Origin of the sequence: Acinetobacter sp. V115_6 (assembly GCF_031799025.1) — a bacterium.
GTDB lineage: Bacteria > Pseudomonadota > Gammaproteobacteria > Pseudomonadales > Moraxellaceae > Acinetobacter > Acinetobacter pittii.
In genome coordinates this window covers 1,963,535-1,989,959 of record NZ_JAVQNO010000021.1, presented here as the reverse complement: position 1 = coordinate 1,989,959, position 26,425 = coordinate 1,963,535, and the positions used below count along the sequence as shown (strand labels likewise).

General features: G+C 40.0%; 50 protein-coding genes. 43 read left to right on the top strand and 7 right to left on the bottom strand.

Going from position 1 to position 26,425, the window contains the following annotated elements:
• Window position 1: 1 nt before the first annotated feature.
• From RMA94_RS18080 to RMA94_RS18055, 6 genes are all read right to left on the bottom strand, one after another.
• Complete coding sequence (locus RMA94_RS18080; RefSeq protein ID WP_311083938.1) at window positions 2-316, bottom strand: hypothetical protein; 315 nt, start codon at window positions 314-316, stop codon at window positions 2-4.
• Between the two features lie 7 nt (window positions 317-323).
• The gene (locus tag RMA94_RS18075; RefSeq protein ID WP_311083937.1) at window positions 324-536 is read right to left on the bottom strand and encodes a hypothetical protein; all 213 of its coding nucleotides are present in this window, start codon (window positions 534-536) and stop codon (window positions 324-326) included.
• The gene (locus tag RMA94_RS18070) at window positions 533-1,183 is read right to left on the bottom strand and encodes a hypothetical protein (protein ID WP_311083936.1); all 651 of its coding nucleotides are present in this window, start codon (window positions 1,181-1,183) and stop codon (window positions 533-535) included. Before RMA94_RS18070 ends, RMA94_RS18075 begins: the two co-directional genes overlap by 4 nt.
• Window positions 1,176-1,565, bottom strand: coding sequence for a hypothetical protein (locus RMA94_RS18065; RefSeq protein ID WP_311083935.1), 390 nt, complete (start codon window positions 1,563-1,565; stop codon window positions 1,176-1,178). The genes RMA94_RS18070 and RMA94_RS18065 overlap by 8 nt, the downstream gene beginning before the upstream one ends.
• Window positions 1,566-1,687: 122 nt before the next feature.
• Window positions 1,688-1,894 carry a hypothetical protein gene (locus RMA94_RS18060; protein ID WP_311083934.1) on the bottom strand — a complete coding sequence of 69 codons (207 nt, stop codon included), beginning with the start codon at window positions 1,892-1,894 and terminating at the stop codon, window positions 1,688-1,690.
• Between the two features lie 188 nt (window positions 1,895-2,082).
• Window positions 2,083-2,778, bottom strand: a complete 696-nt coding sequence (locus RMA94_RS18055; protein WP_311083933.1) for a S24 family peptidase — start codon at window positions 2,776-2,778, stop codon at window positions 2,083-2,085.
• Window positions 2,779-2,907: 129 nt separating this feature from the next.
• On the opposite strand from RMA94_RS18055, the gene RMA94_RS18050 reads away from it, so the two are divergent.
• The 43 genes from RMA94_RS18050 to RMA94_RS17840 all read left to right on the top strand — a co-directional run bounded on the left by RMA94_RS18050 (window position 2,908) and on the right by RMA94_RS17840 (window position 25,485).
• Entirely contained in the window at window positions 2,908-3,099 is a 192-nt protein-coding gene (locus RMA94_RS18050) for a hypothetical protein (protein ID WP_311083932.1), read from the top strand.
• A gap of 10 nt (window positions 3,100-3,109) precedes the next feature.
• Entirely contained in the window at window positions 3,110-3,376 is a 267-nt protein-coding gene (locus RMA94_RS18045; RefSeq protein WP_311083931.1) for a hypothetical protein, read from the top strand.
• Window positions 3,377-3,426: 50 nt separating this feature from the next.
• Window positions 3,427-3,585, top strand: a complete 159-nt coding sequence (locus tag RMA94_RS18040) for a hypothetical protein (protein ID WP_311083930.1) — start codon at window positions 3,427-3,429, stop codon at window positions 3,583-3,585.
• Complete coding sequence (locus RMA94_RS18035) at window positions 3,585-4,463, top strand: DNA-binding protein (RefSeq protein WP_311083929.1); 879 nt, start codon at window positions 3,585-3,587, stop codon at window positions 4,461-4,463. The genes RMA94_RS18040 and RMA94_RS18035 overlap by 1 nt, the downstream gene beginning before the upstream one ends.
• Complete coding sequence (locus RMA94_RS18030) at window positions 4,463-5,824, top strand: replicative DNA helicase (RefSeq protein ID WP_311083928.1); 1,362 nt, start codon at window positions 4,463-4,465, stop codon at window positions 5,822-5,824. Before RMA94_RS18035 ends, RMA94_RS18030 begins: the two co-directional genes overlap by 1 nt.
• Complete coding sequence (locus tag RMA94_RS18025) at window positions 5,821-6,063, top strand: hypothetical protein (protein ID WP_311083927.1); 243 nt, start codon at window positions 5,821-5,823, stop codon at window positions 6,061-6,063. Before RMA94_RS18030 ends, RMA94_RS18025 begins: the two co-directional genes overlap by 4 nt.
• Window positions 6,060-6,485: a hypothetical protein gene (locus RMA94_RS18020; protein ID WP_311083926.1), complete on the top strand. Its 426-nt coding sequence runs from the start codon at window positions 6,060-6,062 to the stop codon at window positions 6,483-6,485. The genes RMA94_RS18025 and RMA94_RS18020 overlap by 4 nt, the downstream gene beginning before the upstream one ends.
• Window positions 6,482-6,718: a DUF3310 domain-containing protein gene (locus tag RMA94_RS18015; RefSeq protein WP_311083925.1), complete on the top strand. Its 237-nt coding sequence runs from the start codon at window positions 6,482-6,484 to the stop codon at window positions 6,716-6,718. The genes RMA94_RS18020 and RMA94_RS18015 overlap by 4 nt, the downstream gene beginning before the upstream one ends.
• On the top strand, window positions 6,715-7,047 hold the full coding sequence (locus RMA94_RS18010) for a hypothetical protein (protein ID WP_311083924.1): 333 nt from the start codon (window positions 6,715-6,717) through the stop codon (window positions 7,045-7,047). The genes RMA94_RS18015 and RMA94_RS18010 overlap by 4 nt, the downstream gene beginning before the upstream one ends.
• Window positions 7,040-7,336, top strand: a complete 297-nt coding sequence (locus tag RMA94_RS18005) for a hypothetical protein (protein ID WP_217408526.1) — start codon at window positions 7,040-7,042, stop codon at window positions 7,334-7,336. The genes RMA94_RS18010 and RMA94_RS18005 overlap by 8 nt, the downstream gene beginning before the upstream one ends.
• Entirely contained in the window at window positions 7,329-7,577 is a 249-nt protein-coding gene (locus tag RMA94_RS18000; RefSeq protein WP_311083923.1) for a hypothetical protein, read from the top strand. Before RMA94_RS18005 ends, RMA94_RS18000 begins: the two co-directional genes overlap by 8 nt.
• Complete coding sequence (locus RMA94_RS17995) at window positions 7,577-7,963, top strand: hypothetical protein (RefSeq protein WP_311083922.1); 387 nt, start codon at window positions 7,577-7,579, stop codon at window positions 7,961-7,963. Before RMA94_RS18000 ends, RMA94_RS17995 begins: the two co-directional genes overlap by 1 nt.
• Window positions 7,954-8,265 carry a hypothetical protein gene (locus tag RMA94_RS17990; protein ID WP_311083921.1) on the top strand — a complete coding sequence of 104 codons (312 nt, stop codon included), beginning with the start codon at window positions 7,954-7,956 and terminating at the stop codon, window positions 8,263-8,265. The genes RMA94_RS17995 and RMA94_RS17990 overlap by 10 nt, the downstream gene beginning before the upstream one ends.
• On the top strand, window positions 8,262-8,663 hold the full coding sequence (locus tag RMA94_RS17985) for a hypothetical protein (RefSeq protein WP_311083920.1): 402 nt from the start codon (window positions 8,262-8,264) through the stop codon (window positions 8,661-8,663). The genes RMA94_RS17990 and RMA94_RS17985 overlap by 4 nt, the downstream gene beginning before the upstream one ends.
• Complete coding sequence (locus RMA94_RS17980; protein WP_311083919.1) at window positions 8,660-8,908, top strand: hypothetical protein; 249 nt, start codon at window positions 8,660-8,662, stop codon at window positions 8,906-8,908. Before RMA94_RS17985 ends, RMA94_RS17980 begins: the two co-directional genes overlap by 4 nt.
• Window positions 8,909-8,918: 10 nt before the next feature.
• Window positions 8,919-9,359, top strand: coding sequence for a hypothetical protein (locus RMA94_RS17975; protein WP_311083918.1), 441 nt, complete (start codon window positions 8,919-8,921; stop codon window positions 9,357-9,359).
• A 94-nt stretch (window positions 9,360-9,453) separates the two neighbouring features.
• Window positions 9,454-10,023, top strand: a complete 570-nt coding sequence (locus RMA94_RS17970; protein ID WP_311083917.1) for a GIY-YIG nuclease family protein — start codon at window positions 9,454-9,456, stop codon at window positions 10,021-10,023.
• Between the two features lie 104 nt (window positions 10,024-10,127).
• On the top strand, window positions 10,128-10,493 hold the full coding sequence (locus tag RMA94_RS17965; RefSeq protein WP_311083916.1) for a Gp49 family protein: 366 nt from the start codon (window positions 10,128-10,130) through the stop codon (window positions 10,491-10,493).
• Window positions 10,494-10,677: 184 nt separating this feature from the next.
• Window positions 10,678-10,884, top strand: coding sequence for a hypothetical protein (locus RMA94_RS17960; RefSeq protein WP_311083915.1), 207 nt, complete (start codon window positions 10,678-10,680; stop codon window positions 10,882-10,884).
• A gap of 2 nt (window positions 10,885-10,886) precedes the next feature.
• Complete coding sequence (locus tag RMA94_RS17955; protein ID WP_009499843.1) at window positions 10,887-11,057, top strand: hypothetical protein; 171 nt, start codon at window positions 10,887-10,889, stop codon at window positions 11,055-11,057.
• Window positions 11,050-11,331 (top strand): hypothetical protein, encoded by a 282-nt coding sequence (locus tag RMA94_RS17950; protein WP_311083914.1) that lies wholly within the window; start codon window positions 11,050-11,052, stop codon window positions 11,329-11,331. Before RMA94_RS17955 ends, RMA94_RS17950 begins: the two co-directional genes overlap by 8 nt.
• A 54-nt stretch (window positions 11,332-11,385) precedes the next feature.
• Window positions 11,386-11,850 carry a hypothetical protein gene (locus RMA94_RS17945; protein ID WP_311083913.1) on the top strand — a complete coding sequence of 155 codons (465 nt, stop codon included), beginning with the start codon at window positions 11,386-11,388 and terminating at the stop codon, window positions 11,848-11,850.
• A gap of 33 nt (window positions 11,851-11,883) precedes the next feature.
• Window positions 11,884-12,156 (top strand): hypothetical protein, encoded by a 273-nt coding sequence (locus RMA94_RS17940; protein WP_311083912.1) that lies wholly within the window; start codon window positions 11,884-11,886, stop codon window positions 12,154-12,156.
• Window positions 12,157-12,163: 7 nt separating this feature from the next.
• A complete protein-coding gene (locus tag RMA94_RS17935; protein WP_311083911.1) occupies window positions 12,164-12,646 on the top strand; it encodes a hypothetical protein in 483 nt (160 codons plus the stop codon).
• Between the two features lie 2 nt (window positions 12,647-12,648).
• Window positions 12,649-12,798 (top strand): hypothetical protein, encoded by a 150-nt coding sequence (locus tag RMA94_RS17930; RefSeq protein WP_311083910.1) that lies wholly within the window; start codon window positions 12,649-12,651, stop codon window positions 12,796-12,798.
• Window positions 12,799-13,081: 283 nt separating this feature from the next.
• Window positions 13,082-13,543: a terminase small subunit gene (locus RMA94_RS17925; RefSeq protein WP_000729883.1), complete on the top strand. Its 462-nt coding sequence runs from the start codon at window positions 13,082-13,084 to the stop codon at window positions 13,541-13,543.
• Between the two features lie 15 nt (window positions 13,544-13,558).
• Window positions 13,559-15,052: a terminase gene (locus RMA94_RS17920; protein WP_311083909.1), complete on the top strand. Its 1,494-nt coding sequence runs from the start codon at window positions 13,559-13,561 to the stop codon at window positions 15,050-15,052.
• Complete coding sequence (locus RMA94_RS17915; protein WP_311083908.1) at window positions 15,052-16,458, top strand: DUF4055 domain-containing protein; 1,407 nt, start codon at window positions 15,052-15,054, stop codon at window positions 16,456-16,458. Before RMA94_RS17920 ends, RMA94_RS17915 begins: the two co-directional genes overlap by 1 nt.
• A gap of 16 nt (window positions 16,459-16,474) precedes the next feature.
• The gene (locus RMA94_RS17910) at window positions 16,475-17,560 is read left to right on the top strand and encodes a minor capsid protein (protein ID WP_311083907.1); all 1,086 of its coding nucleotides are present in this window, start codon (window positions 16,475-16,477) and stop codon (window positions 17,558-17,560) included.
• Window positions 17,557-17,778 carry a hypothetical protein gene (locus tag RMA94_RS17905; protein WP_118936031.1) on the top strand — a complete coding sequence of 74 codons (222 nt, stop codon included), beginning with the start codon at window positions 17,557-17,559 and terminating at the stop codon, window positions 17,776-17,778. The genes RMA94_RS17910 and RMA94_RS17905 overlap by 4 nt, the downstream gene beginning before the upstream one ends.
• Window positions 17,779-17,891: 113 nt before the next feature.
• Entirely contained in the window at window positions 17,892-18,617 is a 726-nt protein-coding gene (locus RMA94_RS17900) for a hypothetical protein (RefSeq protein ID WP_311083906.1), read from the top strand.
• A gap of 17 nt (window positions 18,618-18,634) precedes the next feature.
• Window positions 18,635-19,651, top strand: coding sequence for a hypothetical protein (locus RMA94_RS17895; RefSeq protein WP_311083905.1), 1,017 nt, complete (start codon window positions 18,635-18,637; stop codon window positions 19,649-19,651).
• An 11-nt stretch (window positions 19,652-19,662) separates the two neighbouring features.
• Window positions 19,663-19,845 (top strand): hypothetical protein, encoded by a 183-nt coding sequence (locus RMA94_RS17890; RefSeq protein WP_000818584.1) that lies wholly within the window; start codon window positions 19,663-19,665, stop codon window positions 19,843-19,845.
• A 56-nt stretch (window positions 19,846-19,901) separates the two neighbouring features.
• Window positions 19,902-20,288, top strand: coding sequence for a hypothetical protein (locus tag RMA94_RS17885; protein WP_311083904.1), 387 nt, complete (start codon window positions 19,902-19,904; stop codon window positions 20,286-20,288).
• Window positions 20,289-20,291: 3 nt separating this feature from the next.
• Window positions 20,292-20,684, top strand: coding sequence for a glutamate 5-kinase (locus RMA94_RS17880; RefSeq protein WP_311083903.1), 393 nt, complete (start codon window positions 20,292-20,294; stop codon window positions 20,682-20,684).
• Window positions 20,684-21,103: a hypothetical protein gene (locus RMA94_RS17875; RefSeq protein ID WP_311083902.1), complete on the top strand. Its 420-nt coding sequence runs from the start codon at window positions 20,684-20,686 to the stop codon at window positions 21,101-21,103. Before RMA94_RS17880 ends, RMA94_RS17875 begins: the two co-directional genes overlap by 1 nt.
• The gene (locus tag RMA94_RS17870) at window positions 21,060-21,482 is read left to right on the top strand and encodes a hypothetical protein (protein WP_311083901.1); all 423 of its coding nucleotides are present in this window, start codon (window positions 21,060-21,062) and stop codon (window positions 21,480-21,482) included. The genes RMA94_RS17875 and RMA94_RS17870 overlap by 44 nt, the downstream gene beginning before the upstream one ends.
• A 2-nt stretch (window positions 21,483-21,484) precedes the next feature.
• Complete coding sequence (locus tag RMA94_RS17865) at window positions 21,485-21,880, top strand: phage tail terminator-like protein (RefSeq protein ID WP_311083900.1); 396 nt, start codon at window positions 21,485-21,487, stop codon at window positions 21,878-21,880.
• A gap of 45 nt (window positions 21,881-21,925) precedes the next feature.
• Window positions 21,926-22,693, top strand: a complete 768-nt coding sequence (locus RMA94_RS17860) for a hypothetical protein (RefSeq protein WP_311083899.1) — start codon at window positions 21,926-21,928, stop codon at window positions 22,691-22,693.
• 64 nt (window positions 22,694-22,757) lie between these two features.
• A complete protein-coding gene (locus RMA94_RS17855; protein ID WP_311083898.1) occupies window positions 22,758-23,678 on the top strand; it encodes a phage tail tube protein in 921 nt (306 codons plus the stop codon).
• Window positions 23,679-23,725: 47 nt separating this feature from the next.
• The gene (locus RMA94_RS17850; protein WP_311083897.1) at window positions 23,726-24,259 is read left to right on the top strand and encodes a hypothetical protein; all 534 of its coding nucleotides are present in this window, start codon (window positions 23,726-23,728) and stop codon (window positions 24,257-24,259) included.
• 59 nt (window positions 24,260-24,318) lie between these two features.
• Entirely contained in the window at window positions 24,319-24,525 is a 207-nt protein-coding gene (locus RMA94_RS17845) for a hypothetical protein (RefSeq protein WP_311083896.1), read from the top strand.
• 309 nt (window positions 24,526-24,834) lie between these two features.
• The gene (locus RMA94_RS17840; RefSeq protein WP_311083895.1) at window positions 24,835-25,485 is read left to right on the top strand and encodes a DUF4760 domain-containing protein; all 651 of its coding nucleotides are present in this window, start codon (window positions 24,835-24,837) and stop codon (window positions 25,483-25,485) included.
• 89 nt (window positions 25,486-25,574) lie between these two features.
• On the opposite strand, the gene RMA94_RS17835 is transcribed toward RMA94_RS17840, so the two are convergent.
• Window positions 25,575-26,408, bottom strand: coding sequence for a BRO family protein (locus RMA94_RS17835; protein WP_311083894.1), 834 nt, complete (start codon window positions 26,406-26,408; stop codon window positions 25,575-25,577).
• Window positions 26,409-26,425: the final 17 nt, after the last annotated feature.

The window sequence follows — 26,425 nt, the reverse complement described above, 5'->3', positions numbered from 1 at the left end:
TTTAATCACCTTTATATTTCGAATTTGAGTAAATCGGAGACAATTCACGAATCGAGTCATCTCTCTTACTAACGACTTGATTAACTGGTCCGCATTTGTAATTTGGTTCTTTCTCACCAATTGGCGTGCAGTGTTCAAGGCTTAAGTGCCAACGTCTCCAAGACTTAGCATTGGCATCCCAATAAAACATCTGGTCTTTATTGGCTTTCAATTTCCAATCACTGCCACCAAATGTGCTGTAGTGGGTTGCTTCATCTTCTTCGCCTGCGCTATAGCCAAACTGTTCTAGAAAGGTTGCATTGAATAGAAATCCCATACACACCTCACGCTTTAATGGTCGCTAGTAGGGCTGCGGTGTGCTTACGCTCATTTTCTGCAATCTTGTTTTTCCAGTGTCGATATTCTTTTGAATTGATATCACCACTTTGAAATGCATACTCAACAGCACCAGCTAACAATTCAGGGTGTTTGCTCAGGTCTTGCAAAAGCTTTGATCTGGGGCATAACAGCTCAGGTTTGGTAACGAACATATTCATGAGTTGTTACCTCCTAAAGCTGCGTCAAATGCTGCCTCTAAAGCATTTCTAGCTTTGGTGTAGTCATCTTCATTCTGATAAAGATATTGATGTCTACCCACATTAAGAACGAATGAAGTGTCATCTCGTCCGCCAATCTTTGCTTTGTAAGGAGCAGGTATTTCCAACTCAAGCTTGATGGTTTGCGGTTTGAGGCGGAAGCTATATGTGCCAGACTTTAAGTCTTCTACTGACCAATCCTCATCATTAAAAGGACGCCAATTGCAACTACCATCAACCCATCGGTATTCAACTTCTTTGTCGTCAAGCGCGGCAATCATTGCCTCAGCCCCGCTAATCAAGCCTTGGTCTTGGGTAGGTCGTTGCCAAACTACAAACCCCTCTACATATTGGTATGGGACTTCATCAATACTCTTGTAACTTGTCTCTTTCCAATCTTTGTAATTAGGGTTAATAACAAATACTGTTTTTCCAACCTTTTTATAAAAAGAAATATGGTTGTATTCAGCACCAAAGTAGTAAGCTATTTGAGCACCTTCTGGAATCTCAATTAGCTGATTTCCATTAGTAGGATTGCCACTTTCAATAAATTTAAATGTTCCATCCGCTTGAGGCTCAAGATATTCAAGTGTTTTGTAGTTATCCATGAGAGGGCTCCTTGTAAAAACTGAACTCTTGATTCAAGCGATACAGTTCTTTTTCAAGTTCTATACGACGATTGTTGGCAATAGCCTTTTCTTGCTCAGGTCTCCATTCATCATCTGAATAAACCGATGTATAAAGCTCGTTTAAAATCGCAAGATCGCTGTATCGAACATCCCTTGCTGAATAAAGATCTTCTAGAGTTTCAAAAGGACAATCTCGCTCATAATCTTCATCAGCTATAACGCGAACATTTTTTCCAAGTGGAGAGTTGTAAAAAGTGTATTGATACTGCTCTTCACATAATTGGCCGCCAAATGTGATTGCAAAAGCGCCTTTTGAAACTGAAACCGAAAAAACCTTTTCAAGCTTAGTCATTGATGTCATTTGACTAGATCCGCAATTCGGGCATTTGGCTAAATGTGAATAAAATGATCTACTAGCTGTGTAGTCACATGTTCTACACCATTCAGTTACAGGTGGTTTGATCGTTAGTTTTAAAGAATCCATCACTTCACCCCCTCAACCTGAACGCGGACATAAAGGTTTTCTTTTGCTTTGAGTTCGTTGACGTGTTGCTCGTCGGCACATGAACGAAGGAAAGGGACTACAATCAATAATCCAAGAATTACTGATAGTGCTGATCCGATTAAGTAGCCGGATAAGCTATCAACCGTAGCTTGGATAAACTTGTACTTTCTGATTCTTTGATTCATACTTATCTCACTCATTGAGTAATCCCCGTCGCCTGCAAGTGTTGGGGATTTTTTATTGGATAAAACAAACTGTGTTATCACAATATAAAACATTATGTTTTATGAGGTCAAGAGAAATATAAAACAAAATGTGTTATTTTTATTGGGCACAAAAAAACCGCCCGAAGGCGGTGAATTGTTCTAGTTAATTAGTCGTAATGAATATCTTGCATTGGTAAAGTAGGGTAGTCATTCACATGGCGACTAGGTGGGACAATATCAGTCACAGCAACAATAGCCTCCACATCATCCATATCAAATGTGGTTCTTTTCTCGCCATTAACAGCTAACAGATGAAGAACTTCATTAACAATGCCTATAAACTCCTTTACTGTGCGTCGCCCATCTTTGAGCTGTACCTCTACAAATTCAGTAGGTGTTGGATCTGCATCTGGATCACATACTATGTACCAGCCATTGCGGATAGCTGGGTACATTGAATCACCTGAGCCTCTTACTGCATAGGCATTAACACCCGCTGTAAGTGAAGGTACGTAACCATCTCCACCATTTCCCCCATAACCCATTTCCGTATAGTACCCATCGTACCCCATCTTGCTATAAGACTTCACTGGCACCCATCCACCCACTCTTCCTGAGAGGGAAACTTTATTTTCATTAAAAACTTTTTCTATCTTAGGGCTTCCAGTACCAGAAAGAATCCAACCATAGTCTAATCCCAGCTTTTGCGAAACTTGCAGCCCGCCTTTTTTAGATATACCTCGTTTATCCCAGTTGTACACAAGTTGGGAATCAACATCCAGTAAAGAAGCTAACGAGTTGGCATTCAATCCTGTCTCATCATAAATGCGCTGCATTGTTGGGTGTAGCTCTTTATCACTCATAATAAAACAACCTAAAACAATTAATTAAATTTTCTCAAAAAAAACACAATCTGTGTCAAACAAAATGATTGACCGATCAAACAAAACGTTTTATATTTATAAAACAAATTGTTTTATGCGGATTTACTTATGGATTCAATCGATGCAGATCGCGCCCTGATTGAAGCAAATGGCGGAGCTTCAGCATTGGCGCGAAAACTTAAATATCAAACTCAACGTGTTCAAAACTGGACAGTTCGAGGCATCCCGCCAAAAGAAAAACTTTTACATCCAGAGATATTTCTAAAAAAGAAATATCGTTCAAATGCAGTTGCTGCTTAAGGACAATTTTATGAGCCTTGAAAAAAAATCTACGCATGTGCGTTTATCTCCCGAAAACCATGAACGCGCAAAAGTCCTTGCTGAAATTAAAGGTAAAGACCTTGCTCAATACCTTGCTTACCTACTTGAGAAAGAAATAGCAGGTGAGTGGCATGTACTTAATTTACAAGCAAAATCATTTGAGCGCTTGGGATTAGGAGCTTTGATGCGGGATCTTTCTACTGAAGTAATTTTTGGTGAGGGATTGGAAGGTACTAACGGGATTTTAGACAAATAAAAAAGCCTGATTTCGTGGATCAGGCTCAATGTTCAATCGGAGAGAACCAAATGAACTATCTAATATTAGCAGAAACAGAACTGAATCGGAAGATAAGTTTGTTTCAACAAGCGGTTGAGGCTTATGCACTTCATCCTTCACTCATCACTGCGGCTGCTGTGGCTAAAACCAAAGCTGACCTCGGTAACTTTGCATTGTGGGGTGTTTGATGGGTGCATTAATTCCAATTATTAAGTTGATTGAAGCTATGAACGAACAGCCAATAGCATTCAACAAGCACTATGTATTTTTAGGTTGTGGGATCAATGGCGCTTTGATGTTGTCTCAATTGGTCTACTGGACTTCTCGCACTAAAGACAGTGAAGGTTGGATCTTTAAAACACATCATGAGTGGACTCAAGAAACTGGTCTTACTCGTCGTGAGCAAGATACGGCTAGAGCAACACTAAAATCACTTCAATTTATCTCTGAAAAGAAAATGGGTGTGCCTCGTCGTGTTTACTTTCGTGTAGAGCGTGAAAACCTGTATCAAGCTTTGATTGAATACTCTGAAAGCATTGATATTAATAGCATGCACAATTCCGCCATACTGAATGCACAGAACATCCATACTGAATGCACAAATGCGCCAGACTGTATGCACGAAAGCGCCACACTGAATGCACAAATCCGCCCATCTAATACAGAGAATACATACAGAGAATACACAGAGAATACTACAGATATTATTTGTGCTGATTCAGCACCGAAAAACCAAAAGTTCAAAGCAAAAGATTTCTTAGTGAAAAACGGTGTATCTGAACAAACAGCTTCTGAATACATCGAACTTCGCAACAAGAAGAAAAAACCAATCACTCAACGTGCATTACAACTTATTTTCAAACAAGCTCAGGAAGCAAAGCTTAGCAATGAGCGTGTATTCCAAATCATCGTTGTACGTGGTTGGGAATCTTTCAAAGCGGCTTGGAACTGGCAAGAAACGAACACTGAGCTTGAGCAGTTAGAGAATCCAGTTGTTGAGCAGCAAGAGCAGATTCAAACAAATACCCCTGTGTTACTTCGTAAAGAATACAAGGGGGCTAAATAATGGATTACTTGCATTCAGTTCCTACAGAACAAGGCGTATTGGTTTCTTTGCTCTCACTGACAGACGGAGTAGATCAGTTTGTTGAGCGTCTAACGCGAGATCACTTCTCTGGCAAACATCAAATAATCTTTGATGCAATTCAGGCGATACATAACCGTGGTGAACAGATTGATTTTATTTTAGTTTGGGATGAAATCAACAAGAACCCGTTAAACCTGAATTACATCGATGAGCCATACATGCTCAAGCTTAATGCTGAAGCTCCTACATTAATTTCGACACTCGAGCAGCACATTGAAAAACTTGATCGTTTGATGATGCGTCGTAAGTTCTTAAGTATCTCTAATTTAATGCAAGGGATGGCTAAGGATTTCACAACAAACGTTGATGAGATGATTAACAAAACTCAATCCATGATTGCGGAAATTGGAGACAACAAGCAGTCAAAAGAATTGGCATATGTGAATGAGTTTGTTGCTCGTCTCTACGTTGAACTTGAAGAAGCCAATATAGCTCGTAAGAACGGCACATATGTCGATATGGGTATCAAGACAGGCTTTATTGCACTGGACAACAAAATTGGTTCTCTACGTCGTGGCAACTTAGTTCTGATTGGTGCTCGCCCAAGCATGGGTAAGACAACCTTCGCGCAAAACATCATGAGTGATATGACGATCAATCAAGACATGGTTGTCCTATTCCATTCATGTGAAATGACTGAGGATGAAATCAGAGATCGTATTGTTTCAGGTGTTGGTCAAATCAAACTTAGAAACATCAAGGGTAAATGTCTTGAAGATGATGATTGGGGTCGCTTAGTACAGGCAAACAAGATGCTTGAGCATTCTAAGTTTGCAATTGATGACACCGCAAATGCATCACTAACAGATGTTCGTCGTAAAGCGCGGTTGCTGAAAGCTAAGTATGGCCGAGTTGATGCCATCTTCGTTGATTACCTTCAAATCATGAAAAGCCCAGTTGTTACTGACAATCAGGTTAAAGCAATTGGTGAAATCTCGAAGGGTTTGAAAGCAATAGCCAAGGAATTTGATTGCGTTGTTTTCGCTTTATCTCAGCTTAGCCGGAACTTAGAGAACAGACCTAACAAACGCCCAGTAAATGCCGATCTGCGTGAATCAGGGCAATTAGAGCAGGATGCTGACGTGATTCTCTTCATCTATCGGGATGAAGTCTATGACAAGAAATCAAAAGATGCAGGAACCGCAGAAATCATCATTGGCAAATGCCGTGATGGCGAGGTGGGAACTGTACATCTAGGCACTGATTTAGCAAGAGCGACATTTGCAGATCTTGATCCTGCATATCTAGCTAGCTTGCAAGAGATGGAGAGCATGGCATGAAACAAGACACCACAGTAGAACAATTCGAAAAAATGGCTTTGGTTTTAAAGAACTCAATTGAAAAACGCGGCAAGACTTCAATCGCGGATATTCAAGAATGGATCGGCTGTAACTATTCAAAATCAAAACGCTTCGCTCATCAATTAAGAGAAGCCGGTTACTTGCAATCTGATAATGCTCGACCAATGGGGCTCAAACCAACTGACAAAGCTAAACAACTATTTTGGGTGGCGATATGACTCTAACTGAAGTAAGAAACAACTTGAACAAGATAGCAATGTTAAAGAATCGCCCACCTTACGAAATGTGTGTTGTTAAGGCTGTGCGTGATGCTTTTGAGAGTGGCGCAGAACACCAACTTAAAACAGAAATCATTCGTGCGCTTAAAACAGAAATGGAAATGGAACTGCTTAACGATGAGTTGTTTGAATTGGAAGTTGATCCATCACTTAAGCATACGTTCGTTAATAAAGATTGCCTAGACGGTTTGGTTGATTGGATTTCAAAGGTACATGGAAGACAGCAGCAATTAGCCAAAGTAGCAAATGTATCTCCTTCGCTTATCTCTCTTGCAAGAAACACTCGCAAATGCACATTGAGCCTATATAAGCGCCTCATGAAAGGGAAAGAGATCATGGTGATTAAGGAGTTAGTGGTATGACTGACAATGTTAATTACCCAAAGCATTACACCAGTGAACCAAGTGGCATTGAGTGTATTCAGATCACAAGACACCGCAACTTCAATATTGGTAATGCAATCAAGTATTTATGGCGCAATGGTTTAAAAGATTCAGATAGCCAAATCCAAGATTTACAAAAGGCTGTTTGGTATATCAATGATGAGATCAAGAGATTAGAAGCCATTACTAAACGTGACGGAGAACAACAATGAAACCAGAACAGTTTATTCGTGAGTTTGGAGAAAAGAAGGCGAGAGCAGTGATCCAAACACAAAGCAACCATAAAGATTATGTATTTAAGCAATATGGCAAAGCCACCCAGACTGTTGATTATGCAGACCTCAAGTGTCTAGTAGAGTCTTTGGACATTTTAAGCGACCTAGATGGAATCGATGCGGCAAAAGGAACCTTGGCTGAATTAATAAAACTCGATTGGGATGAATTTGAGCATCGTTGGATTGATAACTGGATGTGTACTAGACCACGTTTAGAAAGGGCAATCAAAGACCACGAATCAATATACGGAGGCGGGTATGAATAGAAAATATATCGGTCAAATCTGCATCCGTAAGGGTAATGAAAATCAAGAGCCTGCCGCAGTTTTTGTAAGTGGAATTAACTCATTCCAAATGCTGATTTGCAGAGTGATTAATAGTGGCTCGCTCCTAATGTCATATCCAGATGAGGAAGGTGAACTAATCGACTTTGACTACAAAACATTAGAAGTCATGCGTGCTGAATGGTTCGTTGAAAATGCTGAACGACAAGTGGTTCGTAGTAAGCAATACCTGAATGAAGTTAAGGGAATAAAAGGAGCCAGCCATGAGTGAGTTTAAAGTCGGGGATAAGGTTGTTTATCGCAAACAGTGCAGCATGATTTGGCGTGGTGTTTATACAGTGGATGCTGTGCGAAGTAATGGAGATGTAATTGAGCGAGATTGTATTTCACCTAAAGAATGGCTAAGTAAAGCCACACCAGAAGAAATAGCAGCAGGCCATCGCATTGATTGCGAAACCCTAGACAAACCAGAAAACCACATTTCGCCTAATTGCAAAGTGGAGGATGTGTGATGGAAAAGCCAAATAAAGAACTACTACAAGCCTTCATAGATTGGTTCATGCGTGAATATTCAAACTTTGGTGGTAAGCCGATTGCAGAACGATATGAAGAAGCATTTGACACATTCAATAATGATTTTATCGATGCACGATACGATGCATTTCAAGATGGATGGAAGGTACAGCAAGCGAAAGTGGAGGAGCTGCAAAACCATGCTACTGAAATCCACAAAAGAGAAATCAAACTATTCGAGAAAACATTAATTCTTACTCACGAACGTGACGAGCTGCAAAAGCGCGTGGATATGGCATTAGAGCTTTGCAAGAAAGGTGGTGCACTCAGTGCATGTTTAGCAATGCGAGTTGAGCAAGCGCTCAAGGGGGAAGGATGCCAATAACTTACCTTGATCAAAGAAATCACTATGTTTGGACTACCTTGTCTCCAAAGTGGATTGCTCCTTATTGTTGCAATGTTTGCTCAGAGACAATCCTGAAGGAAGGCAGTTGGCTTTGCGATTATCCAGTTAATGGAAAGACTTGTGATGGCGTGCTTTGCAATGTACATGCATACAAGCTAGCAGAGCAAGTGCCAATGAAAGATGAGGATGGCAGTTTTATTGATGATGTACATGTCTGTCCAGCTCACTATGAAGAATGGAAAAGACTTGGGCAACCTAAGTTTTGGGAGCGTGACCAATGACCACATTCAAAGAGGCTCAACGCATTAGATCAAAACCAGTGGCGCGTTCTAGTGTGCCATTGAAGCATAGACAAGGTGTTAGCAAAGGCGAGGCAATGCTTTGCCGTCAGCTAGACATGATGAAGATCGCTTATGAACAGGAGTTTAGATTTCATCCTGAGCGTAGATGGAAGGCTGACTTTCGAATCGAAGGGTACATGATCTTAGTCGAAGTCGAAGGTGGTGCATTCAGCAACGGACGCCACACTAGAGGCAAAGGCTACACAGCAGATTGCGAGAAATACTCAGTTGCAGCTATTCACGGATGGACTGTAATTCGTGGCACTACAAAGCAAGTTCAAAGCGGATTAGTGCTCAATTGGATTGAAGAAGCAATGAAACGGGTGGAGGTGGCATGATGGAAATAGCAAAGATCAGAGCGGCAGCGCCAATCGGCGCAACTCATTTTAGATGTCCACTGACAACTAACAGGACTCTCTACTACAGAGTCGAAGGCATTCTTAAATTAGTCCTTTACTGGACCGAGAGAGATTTAGGGTTTTGGCAAAGTACAAAATTAACGGTTAAAGAATTGGCTGATCTTGGCGCTATGCCATTAGATTACGAGCCAATCGACTGGATTAAAAAATTAGAAATGAATTAAGGGTGACGGTATGAATGCGGCGGTAGTAACACCAGTAATGGATTGGAAAAAATACACAATTGATGGATGGCTAGAGCAGTTCGGCGCTTGGTGTGAGACTGTGCGCATGAAAGGAGGTGATTTGCCAGATGGATTGCATATCAATCAGATCTATTGGTTGATGCGTGAAGCAGGAAAGGAATTACCAAGAGGGAAAGCCTACATTCGTTGTGAGATTAATGATTTTGAGGCAGATCAAGTGCAGGCATTATTGCGAAGTGTCCTAAGATCAGAAAAAGTGGATTATCAAGCTAAATTTGCAGTGATGTGCTTGGTTCGACATAAGGTAGAAAACAGATCATTAAGTGCTGTGGGCATCATCACAAATCAATCTAAGGCACAAGTAAATATCATGGTTGGATGTGCAAGATTCTTTCTACATGCACATGACAAAAGATTAAGAATATCATGATCTTAAATGAAATTATGGTATAATAATTAAGCAAGCCATACAGGTGCTACCAACACCTATATGGCTCTAATCAAATTGAAATTGAGGCTCCAAAATGACTGTGCGCAATATTACTTGCGTAGCCACAGCTATGCAACGTCGTCACCAAAATTTTATGAAACTCCTAGAATTAACCTATGAGGACTTCGATTATGATTTCTCAAGGGTTGTATTTGATAAGGATGTTGACTCTACTGTTGAGATCAAATGCCCTAAACACGGTTGGATAAGGACCAGAGCTAAAAAGCTACTAGCAGGCAGAGGATGTGTAGCCTGTAATGAAGAAAGCTTAATGGATCAGGGTGCAATGATTTACCTAATTCGTTGTTATGATGAACAAGAGGAGTTTTATAAAATTGGAATTACTACAAAATCTCTAGAGTCGAGATTCCCTGATAACAGTAGGCTTCCATATAAGTTTGATGTTTTGAGTCTACAGAATGGAGATAGAAAGAAGCTCTATAGGTTTGAGACTTTACTATTAAGACTTTTGCAAAAATACAGATATACACCCAAGAAGCATTTTTGTGGCCGCACTGAGTGTTTCAGCAATATTGACCTAATTAGGCAGAAATTTAATATTTTTGATGCATTTGGTGTTGACTCGTTTAAACGCGCGGTATAGGATATCTGGTATAGTGCGCTTGAGTAGTCAGGTTCACTAGCGTTATTTCAAAAGCTCACTTAATCGTGGGCTTTTTTATTGCCTATCGAAAAGTGAGAAGAAGAATGTCAAGTGAACAACAGATTGAGCAAGAGATCCAAACAAAAGGCTTAAATGCTCCCCGCATCACACCAGATTATATTGATTCAAAGATTAAAGCGGTCCGCTTCATTAATGGCGGAGTAGTGCCAGATTATTATGCAGATGATTATAAAGATAATTGTGGTGCAAGTTGCTTAACTATTTGTATTCTGTCTTTAGAAAACGGATTTACAGTCACTGGCGAATCAGCTTGCGCGAGTCCAGAAAACTTTGACGAGAAGATAGGACGTGAAATTGCCTACAAAAATGCTCGTGAAAAAATTTGGCAACTTGAAGGCTATTTATTGAAAGAGAAACTTTACCAAGCTGAATTGGATAAACAATTCTAAAGCTTTCGCTACGTTTCCTTTGCTTTTTGGAGGTTCACATGCTCCGAATCATCAGGCAAGTATTCTGTTTTCATGTTTGGGAGTATGAATCCGACATGTTTAACCAGAAAGAATGCAGAAAGTGTGGAAAGATTAAGTGTTTGTAGCCCTGTCGTTTGACGGGGTTTTCTTTTTTGGGGTGTTTATGAAAGCGCAGAAATTAATTGAAAAGCTGGGCAAAGATAAGATTTCAGGCATCCTGAAAGAAGCCCATCCTGATGCAGTGTATTACGTAGACGAATGGAATGATCACTTTAAAGTACATGGCTATTGTGCTGATAAATGCATTGTAGGAATAAACAATCCACACACTCATTACAAGTTAGCCGAATTGCAAGAAGCATTGGGGTGAACATGGACACAATCGAAGCGAAGAAGAATTTAAATGCTTTGTGCAATGAAATAGAAAAGCTTCAAAACCTTTCACGTGGTTTGATGACTGCGAAAGAGATGCTTGATATTGACGCGAAGATTAAGCGACACAAAGACCAAGTAAAGAATATTAGAAGTAACCTTCATGCGTGATGCAAAGCGACTTGCTGCAATAAGAAAATTGCCATGTGTTAGATGCGGCTATCCTCACTCACAGGCGGCTCATTCTAATTCTGGCAAGCACGGCAAGGGTAAAGGAATAAAAGCCTCTGACAAGTTTACAGTGCCTCTCTGCTACAAATGCCATCATAAGTTCGACACCTATCAATTAGGCACAAAAAAAGAATCAGAAGCTTTGTTCAATCAGTGGTTAGAAAAGACCGAATTGATGTTAAAAATAGATACAAATTCAGACAGTGTTTTTTAATTAAATCATGTGGTTATGGTATAATTTAACTCTATAAATCAATGGTAAATTCTAATGAAAATTAGCCTAGAAATTGATGTGCCAGAGTTTGATTGGATTGATACTCCAACACTATACAGAACGCCAGTTGGTGAATTTAGTGACATACAAGAAGTTAAAGAAATTGGCCGTTTAATTGAATACCTGCAACGGCTCGATGAAATTGAATGGATTATTAACTCTAACCATCAGCATGTTCGACACCCCTTTTGTCGTGAGTTAATTCGTGATCGACTACGCTTCATTCCAGAGAATCAAATTTGGTGGGTTGGTGAGCAATTAAGCCACTTTTTAATGGACTTTAGAGAGTATTCAGGACGTAATTTTTCAGAGTATGAATACAAGTATCAAGTCCTTTCAAATGGCAAGAAGATTCAATTTAAAACTTTCTCAATGATGTTTGATACTGAAGAAGAAGCTTTAAGGCATATAGCAAAGATCTACACATCTAGAAGTGATTTTAAGTTTGATAAAGTTTAAGCCACCCTCGGGTGGTTTTTTATTGAGGTGGGTATGGAAATTAATGGAAAAACAGTTCCTTTTACTGCAACTCACTATAACAACGAGACAGGCGAGTTCTTAAGAATTGGTAGAGGCGAATATGCCCAATGTCTAATTAATGGCAGATTTTGGGTAGAGTGTGCAACTTTGAGAAATCACCAGCTTCCTTTAGATAATTACATGCCAATCGGCTACAAATATCGCCGAATATTCAAAACAGGTTTATCACGAGATTTATGCAACATTCGCTTGATGTGGATTGGTAGCAGCTATCGCATTAGATGAGGTCAAAATGGAACCTAGATTCGTCATCAAAAACCATTCTGACATCAACTATGTGACAAATTATCTAAATAAGAACCATGCTGAAGCTGCGATTGAAGGGAAGCCTCTGGTCGTCACTATTAAGCCTGATGATCGCAATAGATCAAAAGCGCAAAACAGGCTGTATTGGGACTGGCTCACTGAATGGGCAAAGCATCAAGGCACTACGAAAGATTATGAGCACTTATTCTTTAAATACACATTGCTGTCAGTGATTTTCTATCGTGATGGTGTTGGTGATTATCGTAAGACATTTGACACTGTAAAAGCTTTGAAAGTTGAGAGGCACCCATTGTACGAACAAGTGCGTGATAGCGTGACAATGCTTACTAGCACACGAGATGCTTCTACAAAACAAATGACTGAATACCTAAACGACATTCATGCATTCTGTAATAAAAACGGGTGTTATTTGGAAACGCCTGATGATCTTAAGTATGTGTTGGAGTAGCGATGAATCAATACCATTGGGTTGAGTTGGGTATGACGAAGCCACTTTACAATGTGTTTGCTAAAACAGAAAAGCAGGCACTGTCAAAGTTAAGAAAATATTTGACTAAAGTAGGTAAGTCAGAAATTGAATTAGTTAGAATTTTAGATTAACTTTCGTTCTCTACAATAATTTTAAGAGTATGAAAATGCTAATTAAGCTAACGAATGATATTTATGTAAACACAAATAATATTCTACAAATCAATGTTTAAGACAAAGGAAAATTGCACAAGCAATTGACAAATCCCTGAGTTAAAAATTCAAATGCTAGATCAAGAAGCCATTTCAATTCCTTTGACGTCTAATGATATTGATTTAGAAGCCGCGGAAATTATTAAGAAACTAAATGCATAAAATAAGCCCTCTTCGGAGGGTTTTTTAATGAGGTAAATATATGGCAGCTCCAATCGGTAATAGATTCTGGGAGCAGCGCAGCTCTCACGGTCGTAAACCGATCTTTGAAGATCCAGAACAACTATGGGAAGCTGCCTGTGAATACTTTGAATGGGTTACAGATAACCCACTAGAAGAGGCGAAGGCATTTGCATATGAGGGCGTTGTAACTGTTGAAGATTTGCCGAAGATGCGCGCAATGACCATTCAAGGTTTGTGCTTCTTTTTGGACATTTCTGACGAAACTTGGGCAACTTACTGCTCTAAAGAAGGTTTTATTGGAATCTGTAGCGATATCAAAAGGGTTATCTTCACTCAAAAATTTGAAGGTGCAAGTGCTGGATTGCTTAATGCTTCGATTGTTGCGCGTGAGCTTGGCTTAGCTGACAAACAAGAGAATAAACTGACACTTGAAGTTCAGTCATTATCCGAGTTGATGGATGAAATAGGGAAGGATGCGTAACTATAAGGAGTAGCCATGCTGAATCCTGAGCATAAAGCGAAACTTAAAGACCAACTTTGGCGCTTAAATAATCTTTACTACATTACGAATAAAGAGGGTAAGCAAGTTAAGTTCAAGATGACACTTGAACAACTTGAATACTTCGAAAACGAATGGACACGTAACATCATCTTAAAGGCACGTCAGTTAGGTTTTACTACTGAAATGTGCATGATTCAGTTAGATGCTGCATTGTTCATGTCTGATAAGTGTGCATTGATTGCCCATACGCTACATGATGCTAAGCGTCTTTTCCGTGAAAAGGTTAAGTACGCTTATGACCGACTTCCGCATTTAATCAAAGCAGCCAATCCCTTAGAGATTCAAACTAAGGATGAGCTTGTATTTGTTAAAGGTGGTTCAATCACAGTATCAACCTCATTCCGTGGTGGAACATTAGACCGACTACATGTGTCTGAGTTCGGTAAGATCTGTGCGAAGTTCCCAGATAAAGCTCGTGAGATTGTTACTGGTGCATTTGAAGCAGTCAGCCTTAAAGGACGTATTACTCTTGAAAGCACAGCAGAGGGTAAAAGCGGTTACTTCTACGAATTCTGCCAATTAGCAGAAAAGTTATTATTACTTAGCAAAAAATTAAGTCCTCTTGATTGGAAGTTCTTTTTCTTCTCCTGGTGGAAGAATGCCGATTATGAAATTGAACCTACTGAAGAAATCCCACAACGTCTAGTTCAATACTTTGAAGAACTGGAAGCAAAGCACAACATTAAAACAACGCCAAAACAAAGATCTTGGTATCACTCAAAAGAGAAAACTCTTGGCGAGGATATGAAGCGGGAATATCCAAGTATTCCTAGTGAAGCTTTTGCCCAATCTGTTGAAGGCGCTTACTACAAGAACCAATTTAAATTCTTGTATGCCAATAAGCGAATTGGTTCATTGCCTTCAAATGATCATTTACCTGTCATGACCTTTTGGGACTTGGGGGTCTCAGACTCTATGGTGATCTGGTTTATTAGGAAGCTATCAGACACTTGCTATCAGGTAATTGATTACTACGAAAACTCAGGCGAAGGTATGCGGCACTATTTCAAAGTGCTTAAAGACAAAGGTTATAAGTACAGCAAGCATTACGCCCCACACGACATCAAAAACCGTTCTCTTATGAATGATGGTAAGTCTCGCTTAGACATTGCCAAAGAAGGCTATGTGCTTGATGACGGTGAGAAGTATTCAGTCAACTTCGAAGTAGTGCCAAGTATCACCGTAATGGATGGTATTGAACAGGTCCGTGAGATTCTGCCTTTATGTGAATTTGATGAATACAAATGTGCAGAAGGTATCACCCATCTTGAGAACTACCGAAAAGAGTGGAATGACAAGCTTGGGTGTTGGAAAGACAACCCGCTTCATGACATTCACTCACACGGTGCTGACGGCTTCCGTATGTTTGCTGTGGCTATGGGTAAAAAGGTTGTTGCAAAAACACTAGATATAGGAATGGTTTACTAATGCCAGTTAATACTGAACATCAAGCTTATGCAGACATGAAAAAGCGTTGGAAAACTATCGACGATGTCTGTGATGGTTCCACCAAAGTTAAAGAACGTGGGGAACTTTATTTACCAAAACCCAATGTATCGTCTGACATAATGCAGAATGATCAATATTATTTGGCTTACTTAACCCGTGCTGTGTTATACGAGATTGCTAAAGACACATTAAACAAGATGGTCGGCGTTGTATTTGCTGAGGATCCAACATTCGAGCCGGATGGAATGGATTTTCTTAAATACGATGCTGATGGTACAGGTAAGTCAATTTACCAAGTTGCTCAGTCTTCAGTTCAAGGTCTGCTTAAGCATGCACGTGGTGGTTTGTTTGTAGATTATCCGACTACCGACGGCAATGTTTCTTTGCAACAAGCTGAGAGCTTGGGTATTCGCCCAACGATCGTATTTTATGAATCTTTGAGTATTATCAACTGGAGCCTAAAGCGAGTTGGTTCGGTCTATAAGCCTGAACTCATTGTCTTGCATGAGGAGACTACGGAAAATGATCCAGAAGACGAATTCTCTAAGAAAGAAATAAATATTTACCGTGTACTTCGCCTTGATGAAAAGAATGAATACTACGTACAGATTTATACTGATCAATCAGGTGAATTAAAGGGTGGAGATATTTTCTACCCAACGAATTCATTAGGCCAAAGATGGAATGAAATTCCCTTTATTCCTTTGGGGGCTTTGGCTAATGACTGGAATATTGATCCAATCCCATTAGAACCGATTGTCACGATGAACTTGGCCCATTATCAGAACAGCGCAAGCTATGAAGAGATGGTTTTTATTTGTGGTCAAGCCCAGCCAGTTATCAATGAACTTGATGAAGGTTGGCGCGACTGGTTGCAGAAAAATGGAGTTCGCTTAGGTTCTAAAAACCCTCTAATGCTTCCGAAAGGCTCATCATTTGACTACAAACAAGTAACTGAAAGTACCTTAGCAAAGCAGGCTATGGATGCTAAAGAAAAGTACATGCAGGCCATGGGTGCCAAAATTCTTGAGACTGAACAGGTCAATAAGACTGCTACCCAATCAAATAATGAAAAACTAGCTCAGTACAGCGTTCTTTCTTTGTGTGTTGCTAATACCAATGAGGCGATGGAATATGCGCTTAACTGGTGTGCTGCATATTACGGAAGTGGATCTAAAGCGAAACTCACAATTAAGCAAGATTTTGCAAAAGGCAAGATTGACCTTGATACGCTTAAATTCTATTGGGAAATGGTGCTTGCTAATCGTATGAGCATGGAAACATTCCATGAGCTGCTTACAACTGGAAAAGTGCCAGAAATTAGCTTTGAAGATGAGCAAACACGTATCGAAAGCGAGTCAGTCAATCGACCTATGGTGGTTTAAATCTAAGGAGTGACAAATGATCGTCCAGTTGTCACAACAAGCTTTACTTGATGCTCTGGTATCACATCAGGCTTATCTCTACCGATTGTCTTCAACTGAAACTAATAATCTCCTAACACAATTTGATTCGCTCTCTAACGAGATGCTTTCAAAGTTAAGAGATTTATTAGACGATTTGAGTGATGCTGAGAAGACTGCATTGATGGCAGGGCAATACACGACGCCAGCTTTAAAAGAAGTCAGGACATTGGTTCAGACTTGGCAGGCAAGTGTAGCGTCAGGATTGCTTGAGAGCTTCACAGTAAGCGCAACAGCCCTAGCGGTATACGAAGCTACATATCAAGCTAAAACACTCGCTAATCGCAAATTAGAGTCGAATGGCAAGACGCTATTAATTAAGGCAAAGAAAACGCCTTTAAGTGGTGGTGTCTTACTTGATTCTATCTTTGCGAGGATTGCTGATGATGTTCGCGTAAGAGTAGAGCAAACTATTCGGGATGGCTTATCTCAAGGTCAAACTAATCAACAAATCGTTCAGCGGATCAAGGGAAAGAAAGCTCTTAATTACCAAGATGGCTTGCTTGAACAGAGTAGAAGCCAGATTTCTACCATGGTCCGTACTGCTCGAAGTCATGTATCAAATATTGCCTTGAATGAAACGTATCAGACTATTGGTGTTGAGTATGTAAAGTTCATTGCAACACTGGATAGCCGTACTTCTAAAATTTGTATGGCTTACTCTGACAAGGTTTATAAGAAAGATGAACCCCATCCTGTGCCACCACTTCACCCAAACTGTAGATCGATTCTGATCCCCGTTTCTGATGACTCAGGAAAGACAATAGGCATGCGTCCATTCAACAATAAAGTGAATGGTGAAGGTGAAATCGGTGTAGTGGATTCAAATACAACTTTCAAAGGTTGGTTTGATAAACAAGATGCAGGTTTTCAAAAGTCTTGGCTTGGGCCTACAAGATACAAGCTATTCAAAGAGGGTAAATACTCTCTAGATAAGTTTGTAGATCCTTTAACTGGTCAGCCATTCACACTTGCTGAACTAAAAAAGCTTGATGATGAAATGTTTAAGAGGTTGGGATTATGATTGGTCAAGCATATGTTTTGTATTTCATTATCTTGCCTGCAATTTTTGGCTTGCTTGGGTTTATGTGGCTTTTATGGCAAGTCTATGTGAATGTTTTTAGTTGTCAGTGTTATGACTGCAAAACGCATCGTATTTATGGTGGCGACTTTAAGAAGTGTAAAGATGGTGGATTTAAGGGCGGTTGTTGTGAACACGCCAGAACAACAAATCATTTATGACTTAATCCTAAAAGCATGGACTAAGTAATCAAATTAATACCAATAGCGCTCCAATCGGGGTGCTTTTTTATTGCCCGCAGTTTGTGACTGCAAAACCGCTCAGGGAGCAAAACATGAAATACAAACTCGATAGCCTAGAGGGCTTATCTGATGAAATAAAGGCACTTTATGAAGAAAAAGACGGTGCATTTTATTTAAAAGTTGAAGGTCTGCCGCAGCAAAACAATGGTGAGCTTGAAGGTCTTAAAAACAAGGTGGAACAACTCCTTGGAGAAAAGAAAAAAGAGCAAGAAAAACGCCAAGAAGCTGAAGAGAAGGCCCAAAAAGAAGCTGAAGAAGCAGCTCGTAAAAAAGGTGACGTTGCTGCAATTGAAGCATCTTGGAAAGCCAAACTTGAACAAGCAGAAGCAAAACACGCAGAAGCTACCAAAGCATTGCAAGACCAAGTCTACAAATTAACTGTCGGGCAAACAGCACAAACATTAGCAAGTGAGCTTTCTATCAAAGGCTCGGAGGCAGTATTGCTTCCACACATTACAAATCGTCTTCAAGTTGAAACTGATGAAAATGGCGAGGTCAAAGTACGTGTACTAGATTCGCAGGGCAAACCTAGTGCCTTAAGTATTGATGATCTCAAAAAAGAGTTTCGCGGCAATGTGGCATTCAAGCCATTAATTGTTGCTTCAAATGCGTCAGGAAGTGGGGCTTCTGGCGGTGGTTCAGGTGGTGGAGCTGCCAAGAAACCAAGTGAAATGAACGCCCAGGAGCGTGCGGATTTTGAAAAGAATGACCCTCAAGGATTCGCAACAGCGCTTTCAAATGGCGAATTTATTAATTAATTATTGGGAGTAACTCCATGCCTTCTTTAGTAGAAGTATTTAACCGTAACGTAGTTTTATCGTATCTACGTCCAAATCCAATAGCTGTATCACCATTAGTTCAATCTGGTGCTTTCGTTTCTGATGACCGTTTACGTGCACTGCTAACAAGTGGTTCGTCTACTTTCACTGTGCCGTATGTAAATGGTATTGATGGAAATGTTGAGCAAAACTATGGCAACACCATTCTGACTGATATTGCAATGCCTCGCACAATTGAAGCAGGTGCAATGCAAGGTCGTGTTGCTTACCTTAACGAAGGCTTTGTTGAGTCAGTTTTAGGTCAATATCTATCACAAGTGAACTCGCTTGAGCTGATCGGTGGCTTACTGAATAAGTACTGGTTAGATGCAGCAGAAAACCGTGCACGCGCAACAGTCATCGGTTTGCGTAACTATGACCATGCGAATGGAAAACGCTTAACAACTGACATCTCGGCTTCAACAGCAACTGAAGCTACTGGCTTTAGTGTTGACGCATATATTGATGCAGAAAGCACAATGAAGCGCGAATTACGTGGCCGTGGTGTGATGTTCGTTCATCCACGTATTGCAGCGAAAATGCGTAAGCAACAGTTACTTGAACAGGTGACTACAAGTGCTAACCTTCCGCCAATCACTGTCTACAACGGCCGTGCTGTAGTTGAGACAGATTTCAATACGCAAATTGGTACAGGTGCTAATGCAAAATTCATCACGATTCTTGCAGGCCCTCGTGCTTTCTCATATGACTCTGTAGCAGGCCGTAAAGATCTGGCAGTTGAAGAAACTCAAGCAACTGGTAATGGTGCTGGTCATGAGATCCTGTGGACTCGTCGCAATATGCTGATTCATCCGCAAGGGTTTAGCTTCATTGCGCCAGCTAACACCTTAACTGGTGGTACTGATCGTGAGTCATTAAGCGCTTCATGGGAAGACTTGCAGAAAGCAGCCAACTGGGAGCTTGTTGGTTCACCAGAAGACAATTCAATCCGCTTCCTAATTACTAACCTTTAAGGAGAGCAGTCATGGCTGAGAAGCAACCAGACTACAAATACCAATACCCTACAGACCGCCGATATGCTGATGATGCGACAGACACATTAGCAGCAGGCACCATGTTTGACCCTGCCAAAACAGCAGGCGACTATGGCATTAAGGACCCTGAAGTAGCGGTTCCTGTGCCAGAAGCTCCAGCTAATGGCGGTTAAGTGAAGCGGGGCGGCTTTCGGGCCGTCCTTCTTAATTAGATTTTTAGGATTAAGCTATGAACTATGTAACAGTCGAAAGTGTGACTCAAAAGCTAGGGCCTAACTGGTGGGGAAGTGGCGACCCAGTTATTGCTGTAATGCAGGCTAATGCGTGGCTTAATGCTAGAAATTTACCAGAGTATCCAGAAGGTGAAGTGCCAGATGCAATTCTTACTGCTGGAGCTTATCTCGCAAAACTTGCAGCAGCAGGTCAGCTATATACAACAAAAGAAGGCGTAGTTGCTTCCAAAACAGTATCTGCACAATCAGGTACATCAGTAAGCAAAACCTATGTTGCAGGAAAAGAAGAGTCAGTAAGTGGTGATATGCAATTCATTCTTGACCTTCTAGAACCATTCTTTAGTGAGAAGTACCACATCAATACGTTTGTCATTACGGAGTAAGCCATGGGAATGCGTGATGAGATTCAACAAGAACTTGGTGCTGCCTTTGATGCTGAAGATGAGCTTGCTGATGCTGTAGATTCATTTACCTGTACTCGAAAGATAATAACTGGATCTAATCCCGCTACAGGTAAAGATACTTACACCGAATATGTATATAGCGGTAGAGGCGTCCTATTTGGCTCATATTTAAAAGACTTGGTGAAGCCTATAGATTACCGAGCAACAGACGCTAAAGCCGTTCTACTGCAAAATGAAGTGAAAGATGCTGCAGGCACATTCATAGAGCCAGATGTTAATGACATTTGGGTGATTGAAGGTGGTAATTATCGAGTTATGAGTTGTGGTCATGATCCAGCGGGCGCATCATGGATTGCCCAACTAAGGAAGGTTTGATGATTAATAACAACTACGTTCCTGAATGGTATGTCACGCCTTTCGATCATTCTCAGTACACTTTAGTTCGCAATCAAGACCAATTTGATCTGATGTACGACAATATCAACGATACAGATAAATTTCTCTCGCTTGGTTGCTCCGCTCAAGTGGATTACTACGAAGACGGAAGGCAGTGTATTGTTCAACTTGGCGATACACAGGGTAAAGAACTTATTGTTATTTATGGGCTGTTGCTACATGAAGCTGTGCATATTTGGCAGCGGACAAAGCTACTAATGGGTGAGAAGGAGCCTAGCGGGGAATTTGAAGCATATTCAATTCAACGTATTGCCCAAGATTTATTCTTTATGTACCAAGAAAGTGAGGTCGATAATGGTATGGAGCAGCAAACCGAGTGCCTTCACAAAAACAATTGAAGCCGACCTTACCAAAAAACAGAAAGATATTGTCATTGATGCCTTGCAGGGTGTAGTTCTTCAAAGTCCGGTTGATACAGGTGCTTTTAGAGCATCACACAGAGTCAGCATTAATCAAACTGACCAATCATTTAATAAAGCTGAGAAAGACAAGGGTGGTGGCTCAACCATAAGCAAAGGCACAAGCGCTTTATCTCGTCTAGTTCCGTATTCAGTTGTATACATTCAAACAAATGCGCCTTATGCAACCAAAATCGAGTATGGCGACTTTACTGATAAGCCAGAAACACCAAAGACAACAGGTGGATACTCAAGACAAGCGCCTCAAGGCGTCTATGGCCTTACCTTTAACTATATTGCTCAGAAATACGGTGGTTAAAAATGGCAATGACTTTAGATCAAGCACGACAAGCCATTATCACTAGAGCAATGGCATTTACTGGAATAGAGCAAACCCGAATTAAATATCCTAATAAAGATTTTACAGTGCCGGTTGATGGCCTTTGGTGCGATATTAACGTGCTTTGGGGTGGTTCAATCATTGCTGCGATTGGTGATACACCTTGTACAAGGCGAACTGGGATTATCTCAATCAACTGCATGGCTCGTTTAAATACTCACGAAGTAGCAATTACAAAACTTGCAGATGCTTGGTTGGCTCATTTTGAATACTACACACAAGGTCAATTGGAGATTAAACAAGGTGATGTTCAGAACCTTGGTGATGATGGCAACTTTGTGCAGTACAACGTGACATTTGGTTTTAGGGTCAACTAAAAAATGCTATAATATCTTGGTGTTGAATGTTGTTTGTGGAACATTATGAGAAAACTAACAACTGACGAATTTATCAAAAAAGCTATAGAAAAACATGGCCTGAAGTATGATTATTCAAAAGCAGAATACATAGGTAATCACAAAAAATTAGAAGTTATTTGTAGTGAACATGGCTCTTTCTTTATAGCTCCATCTAACCATTACGCAGGAAAGGGTTGTGCTAAATGTTCAACAGTTATAAATAAAGAGCGATTAAGATTTTCAACAGAAAGCATAATTAATCAATTTAAGGAAATTCATAAAGATAAATATGACTATTCAAAAGTTGAGTATGTAAATATTGATGTGCCAGTAATTATAACTTGCCGTAAGCATGGGGATTTCATGCAAACCCCAGCAAAACATAAGTTAGGTAGGGGGTGTGTAAAATGTCATTTTGAATACAACACTTTTAAGCGTGAAAGTTATATAAAGTTGTCTCAAGAAAAGAACAAAAGAGCAAAGCTTTATCTAATTAAATGTAATTCTGAAGATGAAAGCTTTTATAAAGTTGGAATAACTCTTAATAGCCTAGAGATAAGATTCGATTCACATAAGTTACCTTATGGTTATGAGGTTATTCAATTGGTTGATGGCGATACAGGGCTAATTTATGACATGGAAAAACAGATACACGGCCTTCTGAAAAACTTTAAGTACCATCCTTTAATACCTTTCAAAGGTGATGGAGAATGCTTTTCAGAAGTTCCTCGAAAGATATTAGAGCTCTTGAAGTCTTTCTCAGCTCTTGAGCAAAACCAGTTAATTGTTTAAACAAGCACTCATTAACAGCCGCCTTTAGGGCGGTTTTTTATTGCCAAAAAATTAGGAGCTTATTATGAGTTCAGGCGCTCGTCAGCTAACACAAATAGCTAAAGAAACAACAATTGGGGTTACGCCAAGCCCATTTGACCGTCAAACATTTGAATTCACCGAAAATGCACTAGATGCCACGGTTACTAAAGAATCGTCTAATTCAATTGCAGATTCCCGCATTGCTCGATCATCAATGATTACTGGTGCTGAATATGCTGGTGATTTAACGTGTGAAGCCAAATACAGCCCATTGATTCAAGACTTAATGGCCGCAGCTGCTTTCAATAACTGGGCTACTGATGTATTAACTTTTGGTGGAAATGTGCGTCAAACATTCAGTGTGCTTCGCGGCTTCACTGATGTGAATGACTACCATATTTTTAAAGGCGCACATGTAAACACCTTTGGAATTGATATTCCAGAGCAAGGCTTAATTACCATGACCTTCGGGTTAATGGCTCTAGGTCGTTTAGGTGCAACTACTCCTCCATTGGGAACAGTAACGCCAGCTGATGACAATCCTAAAATGTCTAACATTTCAGTCGGGGACATTTTGATTGATGGTGTCTCTCAAGCTGGCATCTCATGTATTACAGCATTCACTTTCAATTGGGATAACTCAATGCAGGTTCAACGCTGTTTAGGTAGTGGCATTGATCCTAAAAAGATTCTTGAAATGATTGCAGCAGGAACAGGCTCATTTACAGCAGCTTGGTCTCAAAACACTTCCGAGATGTACGCTAAACAATTCACAAATGCCAATATTTCTCTACGTGTGCCAATTACTGACAGTGAAGGCAATGAATATGAGTTATTCATTCCTAAAGTAGAAATTACCGCAGGATTACCTACAGGTGGTACAGGCGACATCTTAAATACTTCTTTTGACTACACTGTAGTTGATGAAGCACCAACAATTACCCGTACACCAGCAACGCCTTAATACTGATTTGGCAGCTTAATTGCTGCCTTCTTTTTTGGAGATATAACATGGCTCTTGAAGTCAATATTCAAAGAAATAAAGACGTCAGTTTGTGGCGCGAATATAAAGATAAAGAAGGTAATGTGCTTGCTGAGTTCAAGATCCGAGGCATTGGATATAAGCCTTACCAAGTAGCACTCGAACGAGCAAACAATCAAATTTCTGCTAAAGGTTTTGATGTCGCAAAGGCTACAGCAGAAGATAAGCTCTTTCATGAATTGGTGTTGGAAGCGGTAGCTTCACATCTAATTGAAGACTGGAAAGGTGTGGTTTTTGTTGAAGAAGGTCCTGAAGGTGAACTGGTAAAAACTGAACCTACATTCAATGGTGAGAATGCATTTAAGTTACTAAACATGGGCGATTTAGGTGTTTCTATCTGGTCATTTATCCGTACTGAATCTGAAAAGATCCAATCAGAAGCTAATCAATATCGAGATGATGTTGTGGGAAAGTCGTCAGCCTCTACGAGTGGGCAAAGTTCGGCTCAGAAGAAGAAGCGAACGACTACAGCAAAAAGCAAAGCGCAGTCGCAAAAGCTTTAAATCTCAACAACACTAAGGTTTTAACTAAGCCTGACTATTCGTATGTAGCAAATGCCGTCTTGTCCGCATACAACACAATTGCAAGATCTAGACGCTATGAACAAGGTGTTCCACTGGCGTTAGATATATCGGCAATTAATGCTTATGTAGAGCAATACGACTTACCAGTTGAGCGATACATCTTTAATGACTGTATATTTACACTTGACGATATGTTCTTGGATAAAGCTCATAAGAAGGCGACGCAACGAGCGACGAAGACTTAAATGCTGACTTTCGGTGCATAACTTAGACTTTGCGACGTGATATAGCGCGATCGATGTAACATAATACGGTCAAGTGGTTGACATTGACTAGATGATTCTGTATTGACACTTTTGTCATTAGTAAATATGATGACCATAACAGACTATCACGGACTATAACGGACCGTAACAGACTGACTATCGAAAGCGGCTTCTAAGGATGTCGCTTTATTTGTCACATAAGTAAATAGGAAAAGTTATGAAAAGATTAAACCACTCTGTTGAAAAATTCTCAGCTATGGTTTTATCTGAGGGCTGGGATTTGTAGTAATGTTTAAATTAACCGAAAGCAGAGTTGCTGTTTTAATTGCAGTCTCTGCTTTTTTTATAATTCTAATTCCGAAAGTTCCTATTTTCATTGATTTTGCAAATTTCAATGGTTGGCAAAGATCAGATGTCTTTGTGTTTATTCAAACAATAGTTATTGCGATTTCTGCTGTAATTGCTTTCATGACAATTAATGCTTCCAAAAAGACAGCCAAGGAAAGAGCAACTTTAGATATTATTATTGACGACTATCGAGACACGAATTTATTTGAAGCCAAAACAGATATATACGATTTCATTGATAATACTGTCGAGTATAAGTCGAGAAATAAAGATGTATCTAAGGATGCATTAGCTGAAATATGTAGGTCCCATGATTCCGACTTACAGGCTGGGGATAAAAGATTAAAAAAGAATCTCATGTTGGTTCTGAACAGAAATGAGTTCTATGCAAGTGCTCTTAACACCGGATTGCTGGATGAGGGGCTTTTTAAAAGGGTTCATTGTGCCAACATTGTAAAGTTATGGGACAAGCTATATCCAACTGTGAATCAAATTAGACAAGTAGCAAAAAAAGATACCTTGTTTATGGATTTAGAATTATTATCTGCCAGATGGAAAGCCAATCCATTAAAAACAGATGATATTAAGTGACCGCCTCAGGGCGGTTTTTATTGCTTCTCAAATAACCAATTGTTAAATAGAGGCATTGTTAAAATCACAATGCCTCTAACACTCAATTATTAAGAAAGATACCATTCGATTGTATGAACAGGCTGATAATCGACATGCTCTAAACGATTAATACCATATCCAAGAGCTTTACGATTTAAAACGTTCACATGACAAACTGTTTCTTGGGCTAAGGAATATAAGCGTCCCGCATAACTACTTTGGATAGCTATTAATGCAGGGGAAATCTCATTTTTGATGAACTTAGCAAGTATTGGAACGTACCACATCAAGAACTGAACATTCTTATCGCGCAATACTGTGTGAATATGAGGTTCAGTATCCTTGTATTTCTCTGCCTTGCTGTACATAGCAATTAAGTGGTGAACATACTCCACAGCCACAGGTATTACATCGTATGGAATTTCATCAATATGCTGAACATTGAAACGCTGATGAACTAATTTATAAGCATCGCTGTAATTCAAATGCTTAGTTTTAGCTACAAGAAGATTTACAGCATTGGTTAGAGGTTCACGTTCTGATTTGTGGGTTTTGGCAACTGGTACGCCAATTTCTTTATCAAGAACATCAAGCACCCATTTGCGAAACTGCTTTGCAACAGAAGTACGTGCAAAGAAGGTAATTAAATGGCACCCCCGCGGATTAAAGATACGAGTTTCTTTAAGTGAGTTTCCATTACCAAATCCCTTGACACTCAATTTGAGGGTCAAGGTCATATCGCTATTGAACTCATCTTTATTACGTTCATAGATTTGAGTCACTGCATCAGATTTGGCGTAACCAAGAGCCTTTGCAAGTTCACTTGCAGTTAACCAAATTTGGTTGTTGTGCTGAACAGGCGAAAAGTTCACATCATTAAAGCTTAGTGATAAACTAGACATATCAATTACCTCAAAGT